Consider the following 22,460-nt stretch of genomic DNA (forward strand, 5'->3'; position numbering starts at 1 on the left):
TCAGTTCGCCGGGCTGACGAGGAATTGCTCGTAGCGCTCGGCGCCGTCGGGCTCGGCGAAGGTGCCGATCGACAGCTTCCGGCCGGGATAGGTCACGGTGTAGCGCCGCTGGACGAAGCCGCCGCGCAACTGCGTCTGCCCCGCTTTCTCGAAGCTGGTCGGCTCGCCCAGCGCGGACAGGCTGGTGCGATAGTCCGCGATCACCTGCGGCGTGAAATAATAAGAGGCGTCCGCGGTGAGCAGCGTGCGGTCGAGCGTGCCGCCGCGCAGCGCGTCGAACATCGCGCGCGCCGCCTTGGTCTTCGCCGCCTCGGTCGCGTCGGCATCGGCGGGGAGGACGACCTTGGCGATGCCCTGCGCGATGCTGACGAAGGCATTGCCGAAATCGGCGTTGGTCAGCACGACGATCGCCGCTTTCTGCTCGGGATAGACGATATTCTCCGAAAGGAAGCCGACCGCCTCGCCGCTATGCTCCACGAAGGGCTGCCCGGCGCGCTTGCCGAGGCTGACGCCGAGGCCGTAATTGGTCGTGCTGCCGTCGGTGAGCAGCACCGCTTTCTCCTGCGCCGCCCAATCGTCGGCAGGGAGCAGGCTGCGGTTCAGCCGCGCCACGTCCCATTTGGCGAGATCGCCGGCGCTCATCGACAATTCGCCCGCGGCGAACAGCCAGCCGTCGGCGGGCGGCGGCGCGGCGCGGACCGGTCCGAGCGCGTTGCGGTGATAGCCGGTCGGGAAGCGGCCGCCGATCGCCTTGTCCTGATCGATCGCGGTGATGCCGAGCGGTTTGAAGATCCGCCGCTCCAGCAGAGTCATCAGCGGCTCGCCCGCCGCCTTTTCGGCGATCAGCCCGGCGACGACATAGCCGGTGTTGGAATATTGCCATTGCGTGCCCGGCGCGAAGTCGAGCGGCTTCTTCGCCCAGCGGTCGACGATCGCCTGCGGCGTGGTCGGCGTCTCCATCGCCTGGAAACTGTAATCCTGCGGCCAGTAATCCTGCAGGCCCGCGGTGTGGCTGAGCAACTGGCGGATCGTGATCCGGTCGCCGCCGCTGATCCCCGGCAGCCATTTGGCGACGGTGTCGTCCATCGACAGCTTGCCGTCGTCCTCGAGCAGCAGCAGCGCCGCGGCGGTGAATTGCTTGGAGATCGAGGCGATCTGATAGGGGGCATCGGTGCGCGCCGCGGCGGTGTCCGACTGCTTGCCATAGGCCTTTGTCAGAACGATCCGCCCGCCGCGGACGATCGCGACCTGTGCCGAGGGCGTGCCGGTCGCGGCGAGGCCATCGGCGACGACCTTGTCAATTGCACCCTGTTCGGCGGGGGTGAGCGTCTGGGCGGCGAGGGGGGTGGCGGTGACAAGGAGGGCGAGCGTGGCGAGCGTCTTTGAAAGCATCGCAGAAGGCTGCCACATCCGGGCGGCCCCGCGAAAGGGAAATCGGATGCGGTGGGCGCGCTCGGCGCACGTGATGGTGTCGGGTTGGAATACCGGGCGATATCGGAACCCGTATGGGTATGGGATGCCTTGCATCCTAGGCGATCCGCTTCCCGCACTAAATCGATCATCCGCTCGGCGGACGACGTTGCTATTTACCACTTTCTGTAAGCCAGTATTTTGAAAAGGCGGAAGCTCCGAGCAATGTCGGGTATCGCCCAATTCAAGTCATTCATCAGGCGCGGGTAACACCGCGCCGGGAGTAGAAACCATCCCAGCCGACCGGTTCGGGGTTGTCAGTCGCATAGCGCCACTTCGCCTCAACGTGCTTTCGTGCAAACCACTGGTTGAACTGATCTAAATATTCTTCACCTCTACCCATCCGCCACCCGATCGAGCCTGCGTGAATGTCGGGGTGGGCGGTCCAAGGAGGGATCATTCGAGCAAGGTACTGCGACAGGCCCTATGTCCGCAATCCACCAAACTAAGACATTCTCGTAACATCATCCATCGCGGAGAAAGCAGCGCTGCCCTGTGCTATACCGGCACGCCGTACAGGTCGTGCTCGTCGGCGTCCTCGATCGCGACGGGGACGATGTCGCCGACCGCGAGATGCGCGGCGTCGCGGAGGAAGACCTGGCCGTCGATCTCCGGCGCGTCGGCCTGGCTGCGGCCGGTGGCGCCCTCGTCGCCCACTTCGTCGATGATGACGGGGAGGGTGCGGCCGATCTTGGCGGCGAGCTTGGCGGCGCTGATCGCGGCGGTCTTGGCCATGATCCGCTGGTAGCGTTCCTCCTTGACCTCTTCGGGCACGTGATCGGGCAGGAGGTTGGCCGCGGCGCCCTCGACGGGCTCGAAGCGGAACGCACCGACCCGGTCGAGCTGCGCCTCGTCGAGCCAGTCGAGAAGGTATTCGAAATTCGCCTCGGTCTCGCCGGGGAAACCGACGACGAAGGTCGAGCGGATCGCGATGTCCGGGCAGATGTCGCGCCACTGGTGGATGCGGCTCAAGACCTTGGCGTCGTTGCCGGGGCGCTTCATCCGCTTGAGCACCGACGGCGCGGCATGCTGGAAGGGGATGTCGAGATAGGGCAGCACCAGCCCCTCGGCCATCAGCGGGATGACCTGATCGACATGGGGGTAGGGGTAGACGTAGTGGAGGCGGACCCACCCGTTTACTGGGGCCGCGATCTTGCCAAGCTCGCGGGCGAGATCGGTCATGTGCGGGACGACCTCCTGCCCCTTCCACAGCCGCGGTTCCCGGCGGATGTCGATGCCATAGGCGCTGGTGTCCTGGCTGATCACCAGCAGTTCGCGGGTGCCGGCGGCGACGAGCTTCTCCGCCTCGCGCAGGATCGCGTCGGGACGACGGCTGACGAGATCGCCGCGCAGCGAGGGGATGATGCAGAAGGAGCAGCGGTGGTTGCAGCCCTCCGAGATCTTCAGATAGCTGTAATGGCGCGGGGTGAGCTTGAGGCCCGCGTCGGGGATCAGGTCGATGTACGGCGAGAGGTGGGCGGGGGCCGCCTCGTGCACCGCCTCGACGACCTGCTCATATTGATGCGCGCCGGTGACCGCGAGCACCTGCGGGAAGCGCGCGCGGATGACGTCCGCCTCCTTGCCCATGCAGCCCGTCACGATGACGCGGCCGTTCTCGGCGATCGCCTCGCCGATCGCCTCGAGGCTTTCCTCCTTCGCCGAATCGAGGAAGCCGCAGGTGTTGACCAGCACGACGTCGGCGCCGGCGTAATCGGCGGACATCTGATAGCCGTCGGCGCGCAGTTGCGTGAGGATGCGTTCGCTGTCGACCAGATTCTTGGGACAGCCGAGCGACACCATGCCGACGCGCGGCGGAGAAGGGAGACGAGTTGCCATGAGAGAGGCGCACATAGGCGTTTCGGCGCGCTTTTGCCAGACGGTGCCGCGTCCGCCGCGGTTGATCGCTCGACAGCAGCCGGGGCAGGCGGCACAGCGCCTGCCGAGGAGTGACGTGTGATGCTGGCAATAGGGTTGATGTCCGGAACGTCGCTCGACGGGATCGATGCGGCGCTGATCGAGACCGATGGCGAGGGCGAGGTGCGCGCCGTCGCGTTTCGCGGCGAGGCCTATTCCGATGCGGCGCGGGCGCAGCTCGCTGCGGCGACGACGCTGGCGCTGACCTTCGACCGGCCGCGCGCGAGCCCCGATCTGGTCGCGGCGGGCGAGCTGATCGACCGGACGCATGCCTTCGCCGTCCACAAATTGCTGCGCGAGGCGGGCGTCGAGGCGGGGGCGGTCGACGTGATCGGCTATCACGGCCAGACGGTGGCGCATCGTCCCGATCGCGGCTGGACGTGGCAGATCGGCGACGGCGCGGTGCTGGCGCGGGCGACGGGCATCGCGGTGGTCGGCGACTTCCGCAGCGCGGATGTCGCCGCGGGCGGGCAGGGGGCACCGTTGCTGCCGGTCTATCATGCCGCGCTGACCGCGGGGCTGGAGCGGCCGGTCGCGGTGCTCAACTTGGGCGGGGTGGGCAACATCACCTTCGTCGGTGCGGACGGAGCGCTGGTCGCCTTCGACACCGGGCCGGCGAACGGGCTGATCGATAGCTGGGTCGAGGCGGAGACGGGGGCGCGGTTCGACGAGGGCGGCGCGCTGGCGGCGGCGGGGCGCGTCGACGAGGCGGTGCTGACCGGGATGCTCGATCATCCCTTCTTCGAACTGGCGCCGCCCAAGAGCCTCGACCGCAACGATTTCACCATCCAGCCGGCGCGGGGGCTGGCGGCGGCGGACGGGGCGGCGACGCTGACCGCCTTCACCGCGGCGAGCGTCAACGAGGCGATCGACCGGCTGCCGGCGCGGCCGCGGCGGCTGATCGTCGCGGGCGGCGGCCGACACAATCCGACGTTGCTGCGGATGATCGGCGAGCGGACCGGGCTGGTGCCCGAGCCGAGCGATGCGCTGGGCTGGAACGGCGATGCGATGGAGGCGGAGGGGTTCGCCTATATGGCGGTGCGGACGCTACGCGGGCTGCCGATCAGCTTTCCGGGAACGACGGGGGTGGCGGCGCCGCTGGCGGGCGGCGTGGTGAGCCGGCCTTAGCGCGTGCCGTGCTGGCCAACATGGACAAGTTGGACACCTTAACGGAAACGATCGACTTCCATCGTTTCCATTTCTGTAGCGATGAGACAGAGCGGACGGTGAGTCTATAACCCGTTTCGGGGATGTAGGACAGCCTGCGGCTAGCGTTTGCGGGTGAGTTCCCGCATCGCCTCGTCCAGTCCCGCCAGCGTCAGCGGGTACATGCGGTCGCTCATCAGCTCGCGGATCATGCGGATCGACGGGCTGTAGCCCCATTGCGGTGCGGGCAGCGGGTTGAGCCACACCGCCGCCGGATAGGTGTTGGTCAGCCGCTGCATCCACGTCGCGCCGGCCTCTTCGTTGTTATGCTCGACCGAGCCGCCGGGATGGCTGATCTCATAGGGGCTCATCGAGGCGTCGCCGACGAACACGAGCTTGTAATCGTGGCCGAATTTGTGGAGCACGTCCCACATCGGCGTGCGTTCGGCGAAGCGGCGGCGGTTGTCCTTCCACACGCCTTCATACGGGCAATTGTGGAAGTAGAAGAATTCGAGGTTCTTGAACTCGGCGGTGGCGGCGCTGAACAGCTCCTCGCACAGCGTCACCCATGGGTCCATCGAGCCGCCGACGTCGAGGAACAGCAGCAACTTGACCGCATTGCGCCGCTCGGGGCGCATCCGCACGTCGAGCCAGCCCTGGCGCGCGGTGCCGTCGATCGTGCCGTCGATGTCGAGTTCGTCCGCCGCGCCCTCGCGCGCGAAGCGGCGCAGGCGTCTGAGCGCGACCTTGATGTTGCGGGTGCCGAGTTCGCGGGTCGAATCGAGGTTGCGGAATTCGCGCTGGTCCCAGACCTTAATCGCAAGCTGGTGGCGGCTTTCTCCACCGATGCGGACGCCTTCGGGATTGTAGCCGCCGTTGCCGAACGGGCTGGTGCCGCCGGTGCCGATCCATTTGCTGCCACCCTGATGGCGCCCCTCCTGTTCGGCGAGACGCTGTTTGAGCGTCGCCATGATCTCGTCCCACGATCCCAGCGACTCGATGCGGGCCATCTCTTCGGGGGTGAGGTATTTTTCGGCGATCGCCTTCAGCCAGTCCTCGGGAAGCTCGGTCGCTTCGGTGCCGTAGCTGGTGGCGATGCCGCGGAAGACCTTGGCGAAGACCTGATCGAACCGGTCGAGGAGCCCCTCGTCCTTCACATAGGTGGCGCGGGCGAGGTAGTAAAAAGCCTCGGGGGTGCGGTCGATGACCTCGGCGTCGAGCGCTTCGAGCAGGACGAGATGCTCCTTGAGGCTGGCCGGGATACCGGCGGCGCGCAGCTCGTCGAGGAAGGCGAGAAACATGGCGGCATCTTAGGCGTGCCGCCGCGCGTGTCTACCGGCCGGCGCCGGGGACATAGGCGTCGATCAGCGCGCCGACGTAATCGGGGTTGCGGCTGGTGAGCTGCGGGGAGGGGTGGCCGCCGTAGATGAACCCCTTGACCGGATAGATGCCGCCGCCGAGCCCCTCGGCGTCGCGATACCAGACCTTGACCTCGCTCCAATCATTGCCGGGCGAGACGTCGTAGAGCGTGACATCCTGTTCGGCGTGGCCGCGCTTGCCGTTCTGGCGCGACCAATTGGCGTGGGTGAGCATCAGCACGCGACGCTCGACGACGCGGCTGACCACCGCGACATGACCGAGCGGCAGGCGACCGGTCTTGGCGAAGACGATCACCGATCCCTGGCGCGGACGATGGCCGCGATCGTAACGGCCCTCGGCCTGGTTCCACCAGGTCCAGGCATCGCCGTAGATCTCGATCCCCGATGCGGCGCGCGCAAACGGCACGCACTGGCCGACATAGTCGAGCAGCCCGGCCGACGCACCGAGCGGCGCGACGGGCATTGCCGCCTGGGCGGCAGCGACCAGCAGGCCGCAGATGGGAAAAAAGCCCCGCATCGGGGCGAGTTAAGCCAAAGCGGATGACTGGCAGATTGGCAGTAATGGTTAACGGGCAATAAAAGCGGCAAAATGTTGCCGGTCGTTGCGGGGACGGAATGACGCGCCTTTTCGTCCGGTCGCAGGGCGCGCCGGATCAGCGCTGGCGTTTAGCCATGAACGCGAGGCGTTCGAACAGCATGATGTCCTGTTCGTTCTTGAGCAATGCGCCGTGGAGCGGCGGGATCGCCTTGGTGGGGTCGCGGTTCTGGAGCACGTCGAGCGGCATGTCCTCGTGAAGCAGCAGCTTCAGCCAGTCGAGCAACTCGCTGGTGCTCGGCTTCTTCTTGAGGCCGGGGACGTCGCGGACCTCGTAGAAGATGTCCATCGCCTTGCCGACCAGGATCTTCTGGATGCCGGGGAAGTGGACATCGACGATCGCCTGCATCGTCTCGCGATCGGGGAATTTGATATAGTGGAAGAAGCACCGGCGCAGGAAGGCGTCGGGCAGCTCCTTTTCGTTGTTGCTGGTGATGACGACGATCGGCCGTTCCACCGCGCGCACCGTCTCCTTCGTCTCGTAGACGTGGAATTCCATGCGATCGAGTTCCTGCAACAGGTCGTTGGGGAATTCGATATCGGCCTTGTCGATCTCGTCGATCAGCAGCACCGGCGGGGTCGGCCGGGTGAACGCCTCCCACAATTTGCCGCGGCGGATGTAATTGGCGATGTCGTGGACGCGCGCATCGCCCAACTGGCCGTCGCGCAGCCGGGCGACCGCGTCATATTCGTACAGGCCTTGCTGCGCCTTGGTGGTCGACTTGACGTTCCACTCGATCAGCTCGGCACCGGTCGCCTTGGCGATCTCATAGGCGAGGACGGTCTTGCCGGTGCCGGGTTCGCCCTTGACCAGCAGCGGGCGGCGCAGCGTCACCGCGGCGTTGACCGCGACCTTGAGGTCGTCGGTCGCGACATAGCTTTGCGTGCCTTCGAAGCGCTTCATGGCCGTTCCCGACGTTGGATCATCGGCACGGTGGTTGGCGCATCGCGTCGCCCGGCGCAAGCGATGCGCGGTCGCGGCTCAGCCGTTGCGGGCGCTGCCGCGGGCTTCGAGCAGGTCCCACAAGGCGCGATGCTGCGCGAGCAATTGCTGCGCGCCGAAGCGGACCGCGCGTTCGGTGGCGGGCGTCGCGCCGAGCATCGTGACGCTCGATGCGGTTTCGGCGAGCGACGGGAAACCGGCGGGGACCGGCTCGACGCCGAAGCGCTGCGCGGCATGATCGAGCAGCAGGCGGATCGTCGTCCAGTCCTGCACCAGCGCGGCGACCGCACCGGTCGCGCAGCCGCGGCGCTCCGAACGCGCGAGCGTTTCGAGCGCGTGGCGGCTGGCGATCAGCGCCGCCTCCGTCTCGGCCTGACCCGGCGTCGAGGGGGTGGGGCCGGCGGCGGCGGCGAGGCGGGCGATATAGCTGCGCTCACCGACGAAGGCGTCGGCGACCGCGGTCAGCCAGTCGCAGGCGTCGGGCTGGACGCAGAAGGTGCGCGCCTCGACCGCGAGGCCGGGCGGGTCACCGTGCACGGCGCAGAGCGCGTGGACCGCATCGGACAGGTCGCGCGACGCGGCGGCGGGCGAGATGAGCAAAGAGAGATGCGGATGCGCGACGCTGCCATCGGCCTCGCCGAGCTTGGTCACCACGTCCCAAGCGCTCGCTTGCCCACCCTTCTGTGCCGTGTCCAACATGCTGTCCCGCTAATCGATATCGTCCCGCCAAGCCGGTCCGACATGGTCCTTGTCTACCCACTAACTATACCGAAGCGAGTAAAGACACGGTTTATGCGTCGGTAACCCTGTCTCAATCCATCTTTACGCGGGCGGGGCGTGCCGTAAGAACGCCAACTCGTTGTTATTGGAGAAGGTGGATGCGGGGATGGATCGTGGCCTTGGCGCTCGCGTCGGTGGGGAGCATGGCGATGACCGCTGAAGCGGGGGCGCAGACCGGCGCGACTCGGCCGGCGGCGACCGCCGAGACCGGCAAACTGACGCTGGCGCGCGTGTTCGGCAGCCCCGATCTGTCGGGGTCGCAGCCGCGCGGAGTGCGCCTGTCGCCCGACGGGACGCTGCTCACCTTCCTGCGGCCGCGCGCCGACGAGAAGGAGCGCACCGATCTGTGGGCGCGCGACACGCGCACCGGCGCCGAGCGGATGCTGGTCGACAGCAAGACGGTCGGCAGCGGCGCCGAGCTGAGCGAGGCGGAGAAGATGCAGCGCGAACGTGCGCGCATCGGCGGGTCGAAGGGCATCGTCGCCTATGACTTCGCGCCCGACGGCAAGGCGATCCTCGTGCCGCTCGACGGCGACCTGTATCTGGCGACGCTCGACGGGCAGGTGCGGCGGCTGACGCAGACGCCGGCCGGCGAGCTCAATCCGATCGTGTCGCCGAAGGGCGGCTATGTCAGCTTCGTGCGCGACCAGAACCTGTTCGCGCAGCCGCTCGCCGGTGGCGCGGCGCGCGCGGTCACGCAGGGCGGCGGCGGCACGATCCATTACGGCGAGGCGGAGTTCGTCGCGCAGGAGGAAATGCATCGCACCACCGGCTATTGGTGGTCGCCCGACGAGCGGTTCATCGCGGTCGAGAAGTTCGACGAGGCACCCGTCCACGTCTTCACCCGCGCGTCGATCGGCGCGGCGGGGACCAAGACCTACGAGCAGCGCTATCCGGCGGCGGGGACGCCCAACGTGCTCGTCGAACTGTATGTGATGCGGCCGGACGGGTCGGGGCAGGTCAAGGTCGATCTGGGCACCAACCCCGACATCTATCTGGCGCGGGTCGACTGGACGCCCGACGGCAAGACGCTGCTGGTGCAGCGGCAGAGCCGCGACCAGAAGACGCTCGACATGCTGCGCGTCGATCCCGCGACGGGCAAGGCGAGCGTGCTGTTCACCGAAAAGGCGGGGGCGAAGAGCTGGCTCAACCTGTCGGACGATTATCAGCCGATGAAGGACGGCAGCCTGATCTGGCGTTCCGAGCGCGACGGCTATGGCCATCTGTATCGCTGGACCCCGGGCGGCAAGTGGACGCAGCTTACCAAGGGGCCGTGGGTGGTCACCGGCCTCGTCGGCGTCGACGAGCAGAAGGGCCGGCTGTATTTCACCGGGCTGAAGGACGACGTGCTCGAACAGCATCTCTATACGGTCGACATCGCCAAGCCCAATGTCATCGAGCGGCTGACCGAGCGCGGCTGGACCAACAGCGCGACGATGGACAAAGCGGCGAGCCGCTTCATCGTGTCGCGATCGAATTCGGCGCAACCGACGCAGGTCTATATGGCCGATACCAGCGGCAAGCGGATCGCGTGGATCAACGAGAATGCCTTGGTCGCGGGCCATCCCTATTTCCCGTTCCTCGCGCGGCATCAGCCGACCAAGTTCGGGACGATCAAGGCCGCGGACGGCACGACGCTCTATTGGGAGATGATCACGCCGCCGCTCGTCGCGGGTAAGACATATCCCGTGTTCTTCGAACATTACGGCGGTCCGGGGACGGGCCAGCAGGCGACGCGCGGCTGGCAGGGGGCGCTGCCGCAATATCTAGTCAGCCAGGGCTGGGTCTATTTCAAGATCGACAATCGCGGCTCGTACAATCGCGGCAAGGCGTTCGAGGATCAGATCTATCACGCGATGGGGACGGTGGAGGTCGAGGATCAGCTCGCCGGGGCCAATTATCTGAAATCGCTACCGTTTGTCGACGGCAGCAGGATCGCGACCTATGGCTGGTCGTATGGCGGCTATATGTCGCTGAAGATGCTGGAGAAGACGCCGGGGGTCTATGCCGCGGCGGTGTCGGGCGCGCCGGTGACCGACTGGCAGCTCTACGACACGCATTATACCGAACGCTATCTCGGCGATCCGGCCAAGGATCCGCAGAGCTATGCCGGATCGGCGGCGGTCGAGGAAGCATCGAAGATCCGCGACCCGCTGCTGCTGATCCACGGCATGGCGGACGACAACGTCTTCCTCGACAATTCGACCAAGGTGGCGGCGCGCATGCAGGCGACCGCGACGCCGTTCGAGATGATGTTCTACCCCGGCTATACGCATCGTGTCGCGGGACCGGGGGTCAGCCAGCATCTGTGGGGGACGATCCTCGAATTCCTCGACCGGAACGTGAAGGACAAGAAGTAGGGCATCCCATTCCCCCCTCGCGAAGCGGGAGTGCAGGGTCGATCATGCTTCCGGCATGATCTTGGATTGCCGGGGGCAATCCAACCCTGCGCTGGGAACCGCCCGGCGCAGCCGGGTGGTGGAGGGGCGTTTCCGCAGACGACGTACTAGGCCGTATCCTCCCCCTCCGTCAGTGCTTCGCACTGCCACCTCCCCCTGGCGGGGGAGGAATGTTACCGTAACCGCGGACATGATTTCGTCGCGGACCCTCGCTACACGCCGCCGATGCGTTTCCTGACCCTCTTCCACCTCTGGCCGTTCCTCGACACGCTGGTCAGCTACGTGACCGCCTTCATCCTCGGCACGGTGATCGGCGCGGAGCGGCAATATCGGCAGCGTACCGCGGGGCTGCGCACCAATGCGCTCGTCGCGATCGGCGCGGCGGCGTTCGTCGATCTCGGCCAGCGGCTCGGCGGCGACGTCGAGTCGATCCGGATCATCGCTTATGTCGTGTCGGGGATCGGTTTCCTCGGCGCGGGCGTGATCATGAAGGAGGGGATGAACGTCCGCGGGCTCAACACCGCGGCAACGCTCTGGTGTTCGGCGGCGGTCGGTGCGATCGCGGGGTCGGACATGGTCGCCGAGGCGGTGCTGCTCACCGTCGTCGTGCTCGCCGCCAACACGTTGCTGCGGCCGCTGGTCGATGCGATCAACCGCATCCCGCTGGTCGGCCATTCGGTCGAGGCGACCTATAGCGTGACGATCACCGTCGATCCGGCGCAGGCGGGGCCGATGGGCGACATGCTCGTCGCGCATCTCGAAAGCGCGCAGCTGCCCGTCGCCGAGCTGGAGACCGAGCCGCGTGGCGACGATCGCGTCGAGGTGACGGCGACGCTGGTCAGCACCAACGTACCCGATGCGGAACTCGACACGCTGGTCGATCACCTCGCCCGCGTGCACGGCATCGGCCATGCGACGTGGCAGCTCAGCACGCACGATTAGCAAAGCCGATGGACGCGGCCACGCAAGCGTATTAGGCGGCGCTGCAACGCAGCGGAGGGTTTCATGGGTTATCGGGTGGTGGTCGCGGGCGCGACGGGTAATGTCGGGCGCGAGATGGTCAACATCCTCGCCGAGCGCGAATTCCCCCTCGACGAGATCGCCGTGCTGGCATCGAGCCGCAGCCAGGGCGAACAGATCGAATATGGCGACACCGGCAAGATGCTCAAGGTGCTCAATATCGAGCATTTCGATCCGACCGGCTGGGACATGGCGCTGTTCGCGATCGGCAGCGAGGCGACCAAGGTCTATGCGCCCAAGTTCGCCGCCGCCGGCTGTACGGTGATCGACAATTCGTCGCTCTACCGCATGGACCCCGACGTGCCGCTGATCGTGCCAGAGGTGAACGCCGCGGCGATCGACGGCTACAAGGCCAAGAACATCATCGCGAACCCGAACTGCTCGACGGCGCAGATGGTGGTGGCGCTGAAGCCGCTGCACGATGCCGCCAAGATCACGCGCGTCGTCGTCTCCACCTATCAATCGGTGTCGGGCGCGGGCAAGATCGGCATGGACGAACTGTTCGAGCAGAGCCGCAACATCTTCGTCGGCGATCCCGCCGAGGCGAAGAAATTCACCAAGCAGATCGCCTTCAACGTCATCCCGCATATCGACAGCTTCCTCGACGACGGTTCGACCAAGGAGGAGTGGAAGATGGTGGTCGAGACCAAGAAGATCCTCGACCCCAAGATCAAGGTCACCGCGACCTGCGTGCGGGTGCCGGTGTTCGTCGGCCATTCGGAATCGATCAACATTGAATTCGAGAACGAGATTTCGGCAGAGGACGCCAAGCGCATCCTGCGCGAGGCGCCGGGGATCATGCTGATCGATAAGCATGAGGACGGCGGCTATATCACCCCGATCGAGGCGGCGGGCGACGATGCTACCTATATCAGCCGCGTCCGCGAGGACCCGACGATCGAGAACGGCCTCAACCTGTGGTGCGTCAGCGACAATCTGCGCAAGGGCGCGGCGCTGAACGCCGTGCAGATCGCGGAACTGCTCGGCCGGCGGCATCTCAAGAAGGACGGTTGAGGGGCTAACGGAGCGATGATAGCATCGCTCCCATGGCACAGGTGCTTATCCCTGATCTCGATGACTCCCTGCTTCGCGACTATCAGCGGGCGGCCGATGGCAACGGCCGCTCGCTCGAGGCCGAGTTGCGATCGGCGTTGCAGCGGCTGAGGCCCGATACTAGCGAGCGGCATCGCGACGTGCGGGCGAGGCTCGCCGCGATTCGCGCGATGACCCCGGATGTGCCGCAGACGCCTGCCGAGCGGCTCGTCCGCGAGGATCGCGAGGGCTTTCGCGAGGCTTGACCTGGATCGTCGATACCAGCGTCGCCGTCAAATGGGCGGTGGCCGAGGAGGGCTCGGAACTGGCCGCTCCATTTCTCGGCGGCGATGTGGTTGCACCGGATCTGTTGCGAAGCGAACTTGCCAACGCGCTCTGGAAAAAGGTGCGGCGCAATGAGATCGGTGCGTTGCAGGCAGTCGCCGGATTTGCGGCGATCGAGGCTGCGCTGACGTTCCTGCCGACCGATCGGCTAGCCGCCCGCGCCCTCGACATCGCTTTGACGATCGCCCACCCGGTGTATGACTGCGTTTACCTCGCACTCGCGGAATCCACCGGCATCAGGATCCTGACGGCCGATCGGAAGCTGATCGTCAATTGTCAGGGCACGCCCTTCGGCGACTGGCTGGTATCGTTGGAGGCTGCCAGCCGCGCAGGCTAATGCCCGATATAGCGCCCCGGCCGGTGCCAGGCGATCAGGATCAGGCTCATCGCCGCGGCGCTGAGCGCCGACCAGGCGAGTTGCGTGGCGGTGAGGACCGGCGCGGAGATGGCGAGGATCACGACGTCGATCGCGATCTGCGAACGGCCGGCGTTCCAGCCGCGGGTGCGCTGCAGCCATAAGGTCAGCACGCCGGTGCCGCCGACGCCGGCCTGATGCCGTGCCAGCGCCAATATCCCCATCCCGATCACCGTGCCGCCGACCAATGCCGCGAAGGCGGGATGGATGACGACCACGCGGATCGATGCGCGGGCGAGCGCCGAAAACGATGCGATGCCGATGTTGACGAGCAGCGACTTCACCGCGAAGCGCGCGCCCATCACCTTGTGCGCGAAGGCGAAGAAGGGGATGTTGATCAGCGTGAACAGCACGCCGGCGGGCAGCGGCACCTTATAGGAGATCAACAGCGCGATGCCGGCGACGCCGCCGGTGACCAGCCCTGCGGCCTTCAGGAAGATCAGCCCGACGACGATCAGGATGCACCCGATCATCAAGGCATAAGCGTCTTCGGCGACGCTGTGGGGTCGACCGTGGGAGAAGGCAATGTCGCGGGACTGCATCGGACCTCATGCGTGATGGGTCAGGCGCCTCTCCCGGGCGATGCCGCTCTCGGGGGCGGCATCGCGGGCTATACAGACTTGGGATGCGAACGGAAGGCCCGCGCCTAGCCGAGCCGGCGGTGCTTGCCGCCATAGCGATGGCCGACATATTCGCCGATCCGCGCCATCTCGCGTGCCGCACCCTGCGTCGCCTCGACGCAGCAGGGCAGGGGATCGCGCTCCGCCTGTGCCGCGCGGACCGCGACGCGATCGGTCAGCTCCTCGATATCGGCGCGGCTGAGCAGGTTCTTCTCGCGCAGCAGGCACAACAGGCTCTGGAGGATCACCAGGCTCTCGTCACCCGCCGGATGCACGCCACGGGATTGCAGACCATTGTCCATCATCGCTCTCCATCTTATGCTTTGAAAGGAGAGTATGCCTCTTTTGCCGGCTTGGAAAGGCCGATTTCGACGGTTCTGCCCGATCGTCACGGCGCCGGTGGCGACGGCGGGCGGGGGATCGAGGCTGGACTTATCGTTGCGCCCGACCCACGGACGGCGCCTTGACCGTATCGCAGCAGCAGGACCGACGACTCGTGGCCGACTCGCCCACCGAACCGCAATATTTCGACAGTTTCGACGGCACCCGCATCGCCTGGCGCGAGCTGGGGACGGGACGGCCCGCGGTGCTGATCCACGGCTATTTCTCCACCGCCGAGGTCAATTGGCTGAAATACGGCCATGCCGCCAAGCTCGCCGCGCGTGGCTTCCGCGTCATCATGCCCGATCTGCGCGGCCATGGCCTCAGCGACCGGCCGCACGACGTTGCCGCCTATCCGCCCGATGCGCTGATGCGCGACGGAATGGCGCTGATCGCGCATCTCGGCCTCACCGACTACGATCTCGGCGGTTATTCGCTGGGCGGACGGACGACGATGCGCATGCTGGTCAACGGCGCGACACCGCGGCGGGCGGTGCTCGCCGGCATGGGGCTGACCGGCATCCTCACCACTGCGGGCCGCGGCGACTATTTCCGCAAGGTGCTGACCCACCTCGGTAGTTTCGAGCGTGGCAGCAACGAGTGGATGACCGAGGCCTTCCTCAAGACGACCAAGGGCGATCCCGTCGCGCTGCTCAACGTGCTCGAGACGTTCGTCGATACGCGGCTCGACGCGGTCGAGGCGATCACCGTGCCGGTCGCGGTGGTCACCGGGGCGGAGGATGACGACAACGGTTCGGGCGCGGCGCTCGCCGATGCGATCCCGCATGCAGTGTATCGCGAGATTCCCGGCGGCCATATGAGCGCGGTCGCCAAGCCCGAACTGGGGCAGGCGATCGCCGACTATCTCGCCGGCTGAGCCATGGCTTGACCCGCGGGCGGTGACGCGGCCATCCTGACGACAATCATACGATCGTCAGGGGGTTTCCATCCATGCGTCTCGTCTCCACCGCCGCGCTCGCCGCGGCCCTGTTCGTCATGCCCGCCGCCGCCCAGACCGGCGCGAACACCGCAGCCAAGCCGACCGCAGCGGAAGCCGACGCCTATGTCGCCGCGGTCGAGAGGGAGGCTGCCGACCTGTCGGTGCCGGCGCAACAGACCGCCTGGGTCAACGCCACCTATATCACCGACGATACCGATGCGCTCGCCGCCAAATCGGGCGCCGAACTGACTGAGAAGGCGGTGCAATGGGCGAAGGGCGCGGCGCGGTTCAACGGCGTGTCCGGCGTGTCGTTCGACACGCGCCGCAAGCTCGACCTGCTCAAGAACGGCGTCGGCCTGCCCGCGCCGACTACGCCCGGCGCCGCCACGGAACTGGCGACGCTGACCACGCGGATGTCGTCCAGCTACGGCAAGGGCAAGGGCACGCTCGACGGCAAGCCGATCAACGGCTCCGATATCGAGGCGGCGATGGGCACGTCGCGCGACCCCGCCAAGCTCAAGGAGATGTGGGTCAGCTGGAACGACAATGTCGGCGCGCCGATGCGCAAGGATTATACGCGGATGACCGCGATCTCCAACGCCGGCGCCAAGGAGCTGGGGTTCGCCGATGTCGGCGCGATGTGGCGGTCCGGCTATGACATGACGCCCGCGCAGTTCGAGACGCTGACCGATCAGATATGGAAGGAGGTCGAGCCGCTGTATCTGTCGTTGCACACCTATGTGCGCTGGAAGCTCAACGAGAAATACGGCGACGCGGTGCAGGCCAGGACGGGGCCGATCCGCAGCGACCTGCTCGGCAATATGTGGGCGCAGGAATGGGGCAACATCTACGACATCGTCGCGCCGAAGGGGGCGGGCGACGTCGGCTACGACACCGGCGAGCTGCTCAAGGCGAAGGGCTATGACCCGACGCGGATGGTGAAGCAGGGCGAGGCCTTCTATTCGTCGCTCGGTTTCGCGGCGCTGCCCAAGACCTTCTGGGAGCGGTCGCAGATCGTCAAGCCGGCCGATCGCGAGGTGATCTGCCACGCCTCCGCCTGGGATGTCGACAATCTGGACGATATCCGCATCAAGATGTGCACCAAGGTGAACGGCGACGATTTCGTCACCATCCACCACGAACTCGGCCACAATTACTATCAGCGCGCCTACAAGACGCAGCCCTATCTCTACAAGGGCGGCGCCAACGACGGTTTCCACGAGGCGATCGGCGATACCGTCGCACTGTCGATCACGCCCGATTATCTCGTGAAGATCGGCCTGCTCGCGCCGGCGCAGGTGCCGAGTGCGGACAAGGAAATCGGCCTGTTGCTGCGCCAGGCGATGGACAAGGTCGCGTTCCTGCCGTTCGGGCTGCTCGTCGACAAATGGCGCTGGGAAGTCTTCTCGGGCAAGATCGGCAGCGGCGATTACCAGAAAGGCTGGGACGTGCTGCGCCTGCGCTATCAGGGGATCACGCCGCCGGTGGCGCGCGACGAGAGCAAGTTCGACGCCGGCGCCAAATATCACATCCCGGCGACGGTGCCCTATACGCGCTACTTCCTCGCGCGGGTGCTGCAATTCCAGTTCTACAAGGCGGCGTGCGATCAGGCCGGCTGGAAGGGGCCGCTGCATCGCTGTTCCTTCTACGGCAACACGGCGGTGGGGACGAAGCTCAACGCGATGCTGGCGATGGGGCAGTCGAAGCCGTGGCCGGATGCGCTGCAGGTGATGACGGGGTCGCGGCAGATGTCGGGCAAGGCGCTGGTAGAATATTTCGCGCCGTTGAAGACGTGGCTCGACCAGCAGAACAAGGGCAAGCTGACGGGGTGGTGAGGGGAGCGTAACTCCCCCGCAAAGGCAGGGCTATCGCATATGGACGCTCGGGCGAGCCCTCGTATTCCAAACCCGTTCCGTCACCCCGGCCTTGCGCCGTGGTCCCGCTTTTCCGGGCGGCGCGAGGAAGCGGGATGCCGGAACACGTCCGGCATGACGGTAGATGCGTGAACCCTCCCCCTGACGGGGAGGGATCAGGTTAGGCCTCGGGGATCGAATTTTCGTCGGCGATGCCGGCCTCGAAGGACTTGGACGCGTCCTCGCCTGCCGGGCTGTGCGCCTTCTTGCCGTCCTTCGGCGTGCTGCCCCGCAGCGACAATAGCGCCGCCGCCGCGACCGCGCCGACCGTCGCCACGCCCGCGCCGATCGCGGCGATGCCCCATTTGCTGGTGCCGTCGGTATCGCGCTTCTTCGCGGCGGGCTTCTTGGTCGCGGCGCGCGGCGTCGCACGCTTGGTCGAGCGCGGCTTGACCGACTTGGCGGCAGAGGCGACCGCGCCTTCCGCCTTGGTCACCGCGGCCTTGGCGCGGCGGGTCGTCTTGGCGGCGGCGTCGCTGACCGCGGTTTCGACCTTCTCGACTGTTGAGGTATCGGCCGGCTTGGCGCGCGGCGCGCGCGGCTTGGCGGGAGCCTTGGCCGGCGTCGCGCGCGTCGTGCTCGTCTTGCGCGGCGCGCGGCGGCGCGGCGTCACTGCCGGCGTGTCGGACTTCGGCGTGTCGTCGGTTTCATCGGCCACGGCAGCAACTCCCTGATAGATTCGGAACCGTAACGCACTAGGCCCGGATCGTTTCCAATTTGCGGAACGCCACCGCCCGCGATCAGCGGAACGGCGGCTCGTCGAACGCGCGCAGCTTGCGGCTGTGCAGCTTGGCGCCTTCGCGGCGGAGCTGTTCGCAGGTTTCGATCCCGATCCGCATATGCTCGCTGATCGCGCGTTCGTAGAAGCGGTTTGCCTGTCCCGGCAGCTTGAGTTCGCCGTGCAGCGGCTTGTCCGAGACGCAGAGCAGGGTGCCGTAGGGCACGCGGAAGCGATAGCCCTGCGCGGCGATCGTCGCCGATTCCATGTCGATGCCGACCGCACGCGAAAGCGAGAAGCGCAGCGCCGAGGCGGAATAGCGCAGCTCCCAGTTGCGATCGTCGGTGGTGACGATCGTACCGGTGCGCAGGCGGCGCTTCAGCTCCTCGCCCGATTGGCCGCTGACGATCTCCGAGGCGCGGGCGAGCGCCTGCTGCACCTCGGCGATCGCGGGAACGGGAATCTCAGGCGGCAGCACGTCGTCGAGGACATGGTCGTCGCGCAGATAAGCGTGCGCGAGGACATAGTCGCCGATCCGCTGCGACGGGCGCAGGCCGCCGCAATGGCCGATCATCAGCCACGCCTCGGGACGGAGCACCGCGAGATGGTCGCAGATCGTCTTGGCGTTGGACGGGCCGACGCCGATGTTGACGAGCGTGATGCCGGTGCGGTCGTCGGCCATCAGATGATAGGCGGGCATCTGGTGCCGCCGCCACGCGCTGTCGTTGACCAGTTTGTCGATGTCGCCGGGATTGTCGATGACGATATTGCCGGCGCCCGACAGCGCGGTGAAGCGGCTTTCGGGGCCGAGCTGCGACGCGCCCCAGCGGACGAATTCGTCGACGTAACGGTGGTAGTTGGTGAACAGCACGAAGCGCTGCGTGTGCTCGGACGGCGTGCCCATATAATGGCGCAGGCGGGCGAGGCTGAAGTCGGTGCGCAGCGCGTCGAACAAGGCGAGCGGGCGGGTGCCGCCGTCCGAAATCCACAGTCCGTCGGCGATCTCGTCGCCGATATGCGCAAGCTCGGTAGCGGGGAAGTGGCGCGACAATTCGGTCGCCGACACCGTGTCGAGGCTCAGCGCATGGCCGGGATCGAGGACGTAGGGGAAGGGTATCTCCTGCCGCCCCGGCACCGCCTCGACCTCGACGTCGTAGTCCTCGAGCAGCAGCGTGAGCTGTTCGGTGAGGTAGTCGGCGAACAGCGCGGGCTTGGTGACGCTGATCGTATAGTCGCCGGGCGATACGAGCCGGCCGAACGAACGCAGCGGCGTCGGGCGATCGCCGACGCTGGCATAGCGCAGGTGGATGACGGGATAGGCGAACGACCCGTCGACCCGGCTCTCGGGCGAGGGCGGCGTGCCGTCGGTCAGATAGGCATTGAGTGCGACCTGCAGGCGTTCGACGGAGGCACGATAGAGGCGGTCGAGGTCGGCGACGATCCGGGATGCGAGTGTCATCCCGGATGGTTACGCGCCGGGGGTGACGGTGGCAAGACAATGGGATGACCGCCGGCCCTCCCTCTTGCGGACAGGCAATCCCCTATGAGCGTCAGAGTGTTTCGCGCGATTGCGGAAATCTACTCCGTCACCCCGGCCTTGGGTCGGGGTCCCGCTTCTTCGGACGGTGCCGAGAAGCGGGATGCCGGATCAAGTCCGGCATGACGAAGATATAAAGACGGGTGCGACACCCCATTCGTCATATACGATCACCTTCCCCCTGTGTGGGGGAGGACGATGGGGTCAGAGCTCGCCGAGCAGATATTCCGCGCTGCTGACCTTGAACTCGCCGGGGGCCTCGACGTGGAGCTGCTTCACGACGCCGTCCTCGACCAGCATCGTGTAGCGCTGGCTGCGCTTGCCCATCGCGAACTTGCTGCCGTCCATCGTCAGGCCGATCGCCTCGGCGAAATCGGCATTGCCGTCGGCGAGCATGGTGATGCCCTCGGCATTCGCCGACTTGGCCCAGGCGGCCATCACGAAGGGGTCGTTGACCGAGATGCAGGCGATCTCGTCGACGCCCTTGGCGGCCAGTTCCTCGCGCTTGTCGACGAAGCCGGGCAGATGTTTGGCCGAGCAGGTCGGGGTGAAGGCGCCGGGGACCGCGAACAGCGCGACGGTGCGGCCGTCGAACAGCGCGTTGGTCGTGATCTGGTCCGGGCCATCGGAGGTGACCTTGGTCAGGGTGGCGGCCGGTATCTTGTCGCCGACGGTGATCGTCATCTTGGGTCTCCGATGCTGGAAAGCGGGTGGTCGCCGGACGGCGCCACGCCGCGGGAGGTCGGGCATGACGGCGTTGATTTCAAGCATGGCAGAACCCGCGGCGCAGCTTATGTTTGCCGCGATGCACTATCGACCCTTCCTTGCCGGCCAATTCCTTCTCGCGATGCCGGGCATGCGCGATCCCAGCTTCGACCATGCGGTGATCGCGATGTGCGCGCACGACGCCGACGGCGCGATCGGCATCGGCGTCGGCGCGACGATCGAGGGATTGAGCCTGCACGATCTGCTCGACCAGTTCGAAATCCCGCACGGCGTCGCGCCCGACGCGCCGGTGCATTTCGGCGGCCCGGTCGATCCGCGGCGCGGCTTCGTCGTCCATTCGAGCGACTGGAGCGGCCAGGACACGATCGACGTCGCCGGACGCTGGTCGCTGTCGAGCACCGTCGACGTGCTGCGCGCGATCGCCGAGGGCAGCGGCCCGACGCGCTATCTCGTCGCGCTCGGCTATGCCGGCTGGGGCGGCGGCCAGCTCGAGGGCGAGCTGACCCAGCCGGGCTGGTTCCATGTCGCCGGCGACGAGGATCTGCTGTTCGACACCCCCGCGGGACGGCGCTGGACCGCCGCCTTCGGCAAGGCGGGGATCGACACGCGGCTGCTCGTCCCCGACGCCGGCACCGCCTGACGCGGACGGGCCCGACGACATATAAAGATATCTTTATATTTGATCCGGCCGGCGGGACCGGCTAAGGGGCCGCCATCCATCTTCTTGAGGAGCATGACACGTGGCTACTGCGCTCGCGGTCGAAAAGAACGATTACGTCATCAAGGACCTCGGCCTCGCCGACTTCGGCCGCGCCGAGATCCGCATCGCCGAAACCGAGATGCCCGGCCTGATGGCATTGCGCGACGAGTTCGGCGCCAGCCAGCCGCTCAAGGGCGCGCGCATCACCGGTTCGCTGCACATGACGATCCAGACCGCGGTGCTGATCGAGACGCTGACCGCGCTCGGCGCCGACGTGCGCTGGGCGACCTGCAACATCTTCTCGACGCAGGACCATGCCGCCGCCGCTATCGCCGCGACCGGCGTGCCGGTGTTCGCGGTGAAGGGCGAGAGCCTGGCCGAATATTGGGATTATGTCGGCGACATCTTCTCGTGGGATCGCGACACGGACGGCCAGACCGCCAACATCATCCTCGACGACGGCGGCGACGCCACGATGTTCGCGCTGTGGGGTGCGAAGCTCGAGGCCGGCGCGACGCTCGGCGAGCCCGAGAATGAAGAGGAAGTCGAGTTCCAGCGCGCGCTCAAGGCGTTCATCGCCAAGAAGCCGGGTTACCTGACCGAGACGGTCAAGAACCTGAAGGGCGTGTCTGAAGAGACGACGACCGGTGTGCACCGCCTGTACGAGATCGCCAAGAAGGGCGAGCTGCCGTTCCCGGCGATCAACGTCAACGACAGCGTCACCAAGTCGAAGTTCGACAACCTCTACGGCTGCAAGGAATCGCTGGTCGACGCGATCCGTCGCGCCACCGACGTGATGCTGGCCGGCAAGGTCGCCGCCGTCGCCGGTTTCGGTGACGTCGGCAAGGGGTCGGCGCAGTCGCTGCGCAACGGCGGCGCCCGCGTCATGGTCACCGAGATCGATCCGATCTGCGCGCTGCAGGCGGCGATGGAGGGCTTCGAGGTCGTGACGATGGACGAGGCGGTCAAGCGCGCCGACATCTTCGTCACCGCGACCGGCAACGCCGACGTCATCACCGCCGATCACATGAAGGCGATGAAGCCGATGTCGATCGTCTGCAACATCGGCCACTTCGACAGCGAGATCCAGATCGCCGCCCTGTCGAACTACAAGTGGAGCGAAGTGAAGCCGGGCACCGACCTGGTCGAATTCCCCGATGGCAAGCAGATCATCGTCCTCGCCAAGGGCCGCCTGGTCAACCTCGGCTGCGCGACCGGCCATCCGTCGTTCGTGATGAGCGCGAGCTTCACCAACCAGACGCTCGCGCAGATCGAGCTGTGGACCGCCGGCGAGAAGTACAAGAACGAAGTGTACGTCCTGCCCAAGCATCTCGACGAGAAGGTGGCCGCGCTCCACCTCGAGAAGCTCGGCGTCAAGCTGTCGAAGCTCAGCGAGAAGCAGGCCGGCTACATCGGCGTGCCGGTCGAAGGACCGTTCAAGCCGGACCATTACCGCTATTGATCGCTCGCGATCGTGGTGAGGAAGG

At 66.5% G+C, this 22,460-nt stretch carries 21 protein-coding genes; 10 read left to right on the forward strand and 11 right to left on the reverse strand.

Features of this window, described 5'->3' with window-relative positions; all coding sequences use genetic code 11:
* Positions 1-1,392, reverse strand: a complete 1,392-nt coding sequence (locus SFC76_RS02160; protein ID WP_322847837.1) for a serine hydrolase domain-containing protein — start codon at positions 1,390-1,392, stop codon at positions 1-3.
* Between the two features lie 576 nt (positions 1,393-1,968).
* Entirely contained in the window at positions 1,969-3,306 is a 1,338-nt protein-coding gene (gene rimO / locus SFC76_RS02165; protein WP_322847838.1) for a 30S ribosomal protein S12 methylthiotransferase RimO, read from the reverse strand.
* 120 nt (positions 3,307-3,426) lie between these two features.
* On the opposite strand from rimO, the gene SFC76_RS02170 reads away from it, so the two are divergent.
* Positions 3,427-4,512, forward strand: a complete 1,086-nt coding sequence (locus SFC76_RS02170) for an anhydro-N-acetylmuramic acid kinase (protein WP_322848059.1) — start codon at positions 3,427-3,429, stop codon at positions 4,510-4,512.
* Positions 4,513-4,652: 140 nt separating this feature from the next.
* Here SFC76_RS02170 and SFC76_RS02175 read toward each other — a convergent pair whose 3' ends face one another.
* The 4 genes from SFC76_RS02175 to SFC76_RS02190 all read right to left on the reverse strand — a co-directional run bounded on the left by SFC76_RS02175 (position 4,653) and on the right by SFC76_RS02190 (position 8,146).
* Positions 4,653-5,831, reverse strand: coding sequence for a vWA domain-containing protein (locus SFC76_RS02175; protein ID WP_322847839.1), 1,179 nt, complete (start codon positions 5,829-5,831; stop codon positions 4,653-4,655).
* Positions 5,832-5,862: 31 nt separating this feature from the next.
* Positions 5,863-6,426 carry a CHAP domain-containing protein gene (locus SFC76_RS02180; protein ID WP_416222370.1) on the reverse strand — a complete coding sequence of 188 codons (564 nt, stop codon included), beginning with the start codon at positions 6,424-6,426 and terminating at the stop codon, positions 5,863-5,865.
* 136 nt (positions 6,427-6,562) lie between these two features.
* The gene (locus tag SFC76_RS02185; RefSeq protein WP_322847840.1) at positions 6,563-7,408 is read right to left on the reverse strand and encodes an AAA family ATPase; all 846 of its coding nucleotides are present in this window, start codon (positions 7,406-7,408) and stop codon (positions 6,563-6,565) included.
* A 78-nt stretch (positions 7,409-7,486) separates the two neighbouring features.
* The gene (locus tag SFC76_RS02190; RefSeq protein WP_322847841.1) at positions 7,487-8,146 is read right to left on the reverse strand and encodes a DUF6975 family protein; all 660 of its coding nucleotides are present in this window, start codon (positions 8,144-8,146) and stop codon (positions 7,487-7,489) included.
* A gap of 224 nt (positions 8,147-8,370) precedes the next feature.
* Here SFC76_RS02190 and SFC76_RS02195 point away from each other — a divergent pair, with 224 nt between their 5' ends.
* From SFC76_RS02195 to SFC76_RS02215, 5 genes are all read left to right on the forward strand, one after another.
* A complete protein-coding gene (locus tag SFC76_RS02195; RefSeq protein ID WP_416222371.1) occupies positions 8,371-10,587 on the forward strand; it encodes a DPP IV N-terminal domain-containing protein in 2,217 nt (738 codons plus the stop codon).
* 264 nt (positions 10,588-10,851) lie between these two features.
* Complete coding sequence (locus SFC76_RS02200) at positions 10,852-11,568, forward strand: MgtC/SapB family protein (RefSeq protein WP_322847843.1); 717 nt, start codon at positions 10,852-10,854, stop codon at positions 11,566-11,568.
* A gap of 63 nt (positions 11,569-11,631) precedes the next feature.
* Positions 11,632-12,660, forward strand: a complete 1,029-nt coding sequence (locus SFC76_RS02205; protein ID WP_322847844.1) for an aspartate-semialdehyde dehydrogenase — start codon at positions 11,632-11,634, stop codon at positions 12,658-12,660.
* A 32-nt stretch (positions 12,661-12,692) separates the two neighbouring features.
* The gene (locus SFC76_RS02210) at positions 12,693-12,944 is read left to right on the forward strand and encodes a FitA-like ribbon-helix-helix domain-containing protein (protein WP_322847845.1); all 252 of its coding nucleotides are present in this window, start codon (positions 12,693-12,695) and stop codon (positions 12,942-12,944) included.
* Positions 12,941-13,360 (forward strand): type II toxin-antitoxin system VapC family toxin, encoded by a 420-nt coding sequence (locus tag SFC76_RS02215; RefSeq protein ID WP_322847846.1) that lies wholly within the window; start codon positions 12,941-12,943, stop codon positions 13,358-13,360. The genes SFC76_RS02210 and SFC76_RS02215 overlap by 4 nt, the downstream gene beginning before the upstream one ends.
* On the opposite strand, the gene SFC76_RS02220 is transcribed toward SFC76_RS02215, so the two are convergent.
* Together SFC76_RS02220 and SFC76_RS02225 are read right to left on the reverse strand one after the other, a co-directional pair.
* Positions 13,357-13,980, reverse strand: a complete 624-nt coding sequence (locus tag SFC76_RS02220; RefSeq protein WP_322847847.1) for a YitT family protein — start codon at positions 13,978-13,980, stop codon at positions 13,357-13,359. The two genes, SFC76_RS02215 and SFC76_RS02220, sit on opposite strands and share 4 nt — an antisense overlap.
* Positions 13,981-14,084: 104 nt before the next feature.
* The gene (locus tag SFC76_RS02225) at positions 14,085-14,363 is read right to left on the reverse strand and encodes a hypothetical protein (RefSeq protein WP_322847848.1); all 279 of its coding nucleotides are present in this window, start codon (positions 14,361-14,363) and stop codon (positions 14,085-14,087) included.
* 191 nt (positions 14,364-14,554) lie between these two features.
* Between SFC76_RS02225 and SFC76_RS02230 the strand changes: the two genes are divergently transcribed.
* Both SFC76_RS02230 and SFC76_RS02235 read left to right on the forward strand, forming a co-directional pair.
* A complete protein-coding gene (locus tag SFC76_RS02230; RefSeq protein ID WP_322847849.1) occupies positions 14,555-15,316 on the forward strand; it encodes an alpha/beta hydrolase in 762 nt (253 codons plus the stop codon).
* Positions 15,317-15,390: 74 nt separating this feature from the next.
* Entirely contained in the window at positions 15,391-17,214 is a 1,824-nt protein-coding gene (locus SFC76_RS02235; protein WP_322847850.1) for a M2 family metallopeptidase, read from the forward strand.
* Between the two features lie 199 nt (positions 17,215-17,413).
* On the opposite strand, the gene SFC76_RS02240 is transcribed toward SFC76_RS02235, so the two are convergent.
* The 3 genes from SFC76_RS02240 to SFC76_RS02250 all read right to left on the reverse strand — a co-directional run bounded on the left by SFC76_RS02240 (position 17,414) and on the right by SFC76_RS02250 (position 20,231).
* Complete coding sequence (locus tag SFC76_RS02240) at positions 17,414-17,950, reverse strand: hypothetical protein (RefSeq protein ID WP_322847851.1); 537 nt, start codon at positions 17,948-17,950, stop codon at positions 17,414-17,416.
* Positions 17,951-18,032: 82 nt separating this feature from the next.
* Positions 18,033-19,469, reverse strand: a complete 1,437-nt coding sequence (locus SFC76_RS02245; protein WP_322847852.1) for an AMP nucleosidase — start codon at positions 19,467-19,469, stop codon at positions 18,033-18,035.
* A gap of 282 nt (positions 19,470-19,751) precedes the next feature.
* A complete protein-coding gene (locus tag SFC76_RS02250; RefSeq protein WP_322847853.1) occupies positions 19,752-20,231 on the reverse strand; it encodes a peroxiredoxin in 480 nt (159 codons plus the stop codon).
* 121 nt (positions 20,232-20,352) lie between these two features.
* Between SFC76_RS02250 and SFC76_RS02255 the strand changes: the two genes are divergently transcribed.
* Both SFC76_RS02255 and ahcY read left to right on the forward strand, forming a co-directional pair.
* Positions 20,353-20,913 carry a YqgE/AlgH family protein gene (locus tag SFC76_RS02255; RefSeq protein WP_322847854.1) on the forward strand — a complete coding sequence of 187 codons (561 nt, stop codon included), beginning with the start codon at positions 20,353-20,355 and terminating at the stop codon, positions 20,911-20,913.
* 100 nt (positions 20,914-21,013) lie between these two features.
* Positions 21,014-22,435 carry an adenosylhomocysteinase gene (gene ahcY, locus SFC76_RS02260; protein WP_322847855.1) on the forward strand — a complete coding sequence of 474 codons (1,422 nt, stop codon included), beginning with the start codon at positions 21,014-21,016 and terminating at the stop codon, positions 22,433-22,435.
* Positions 22,436-22,460 lie beyond the last annotated feature (25 nt).

Origin of the sequence: Sphingomonas sp. CD22 (assembly GCF_034556155.1) — a bacterium.
GTDB lineage: Bacteria > Pseudomonadota > Alphaproteobacteria > Sphingomonadales > Sphingomonadaceae > Sphingomonas.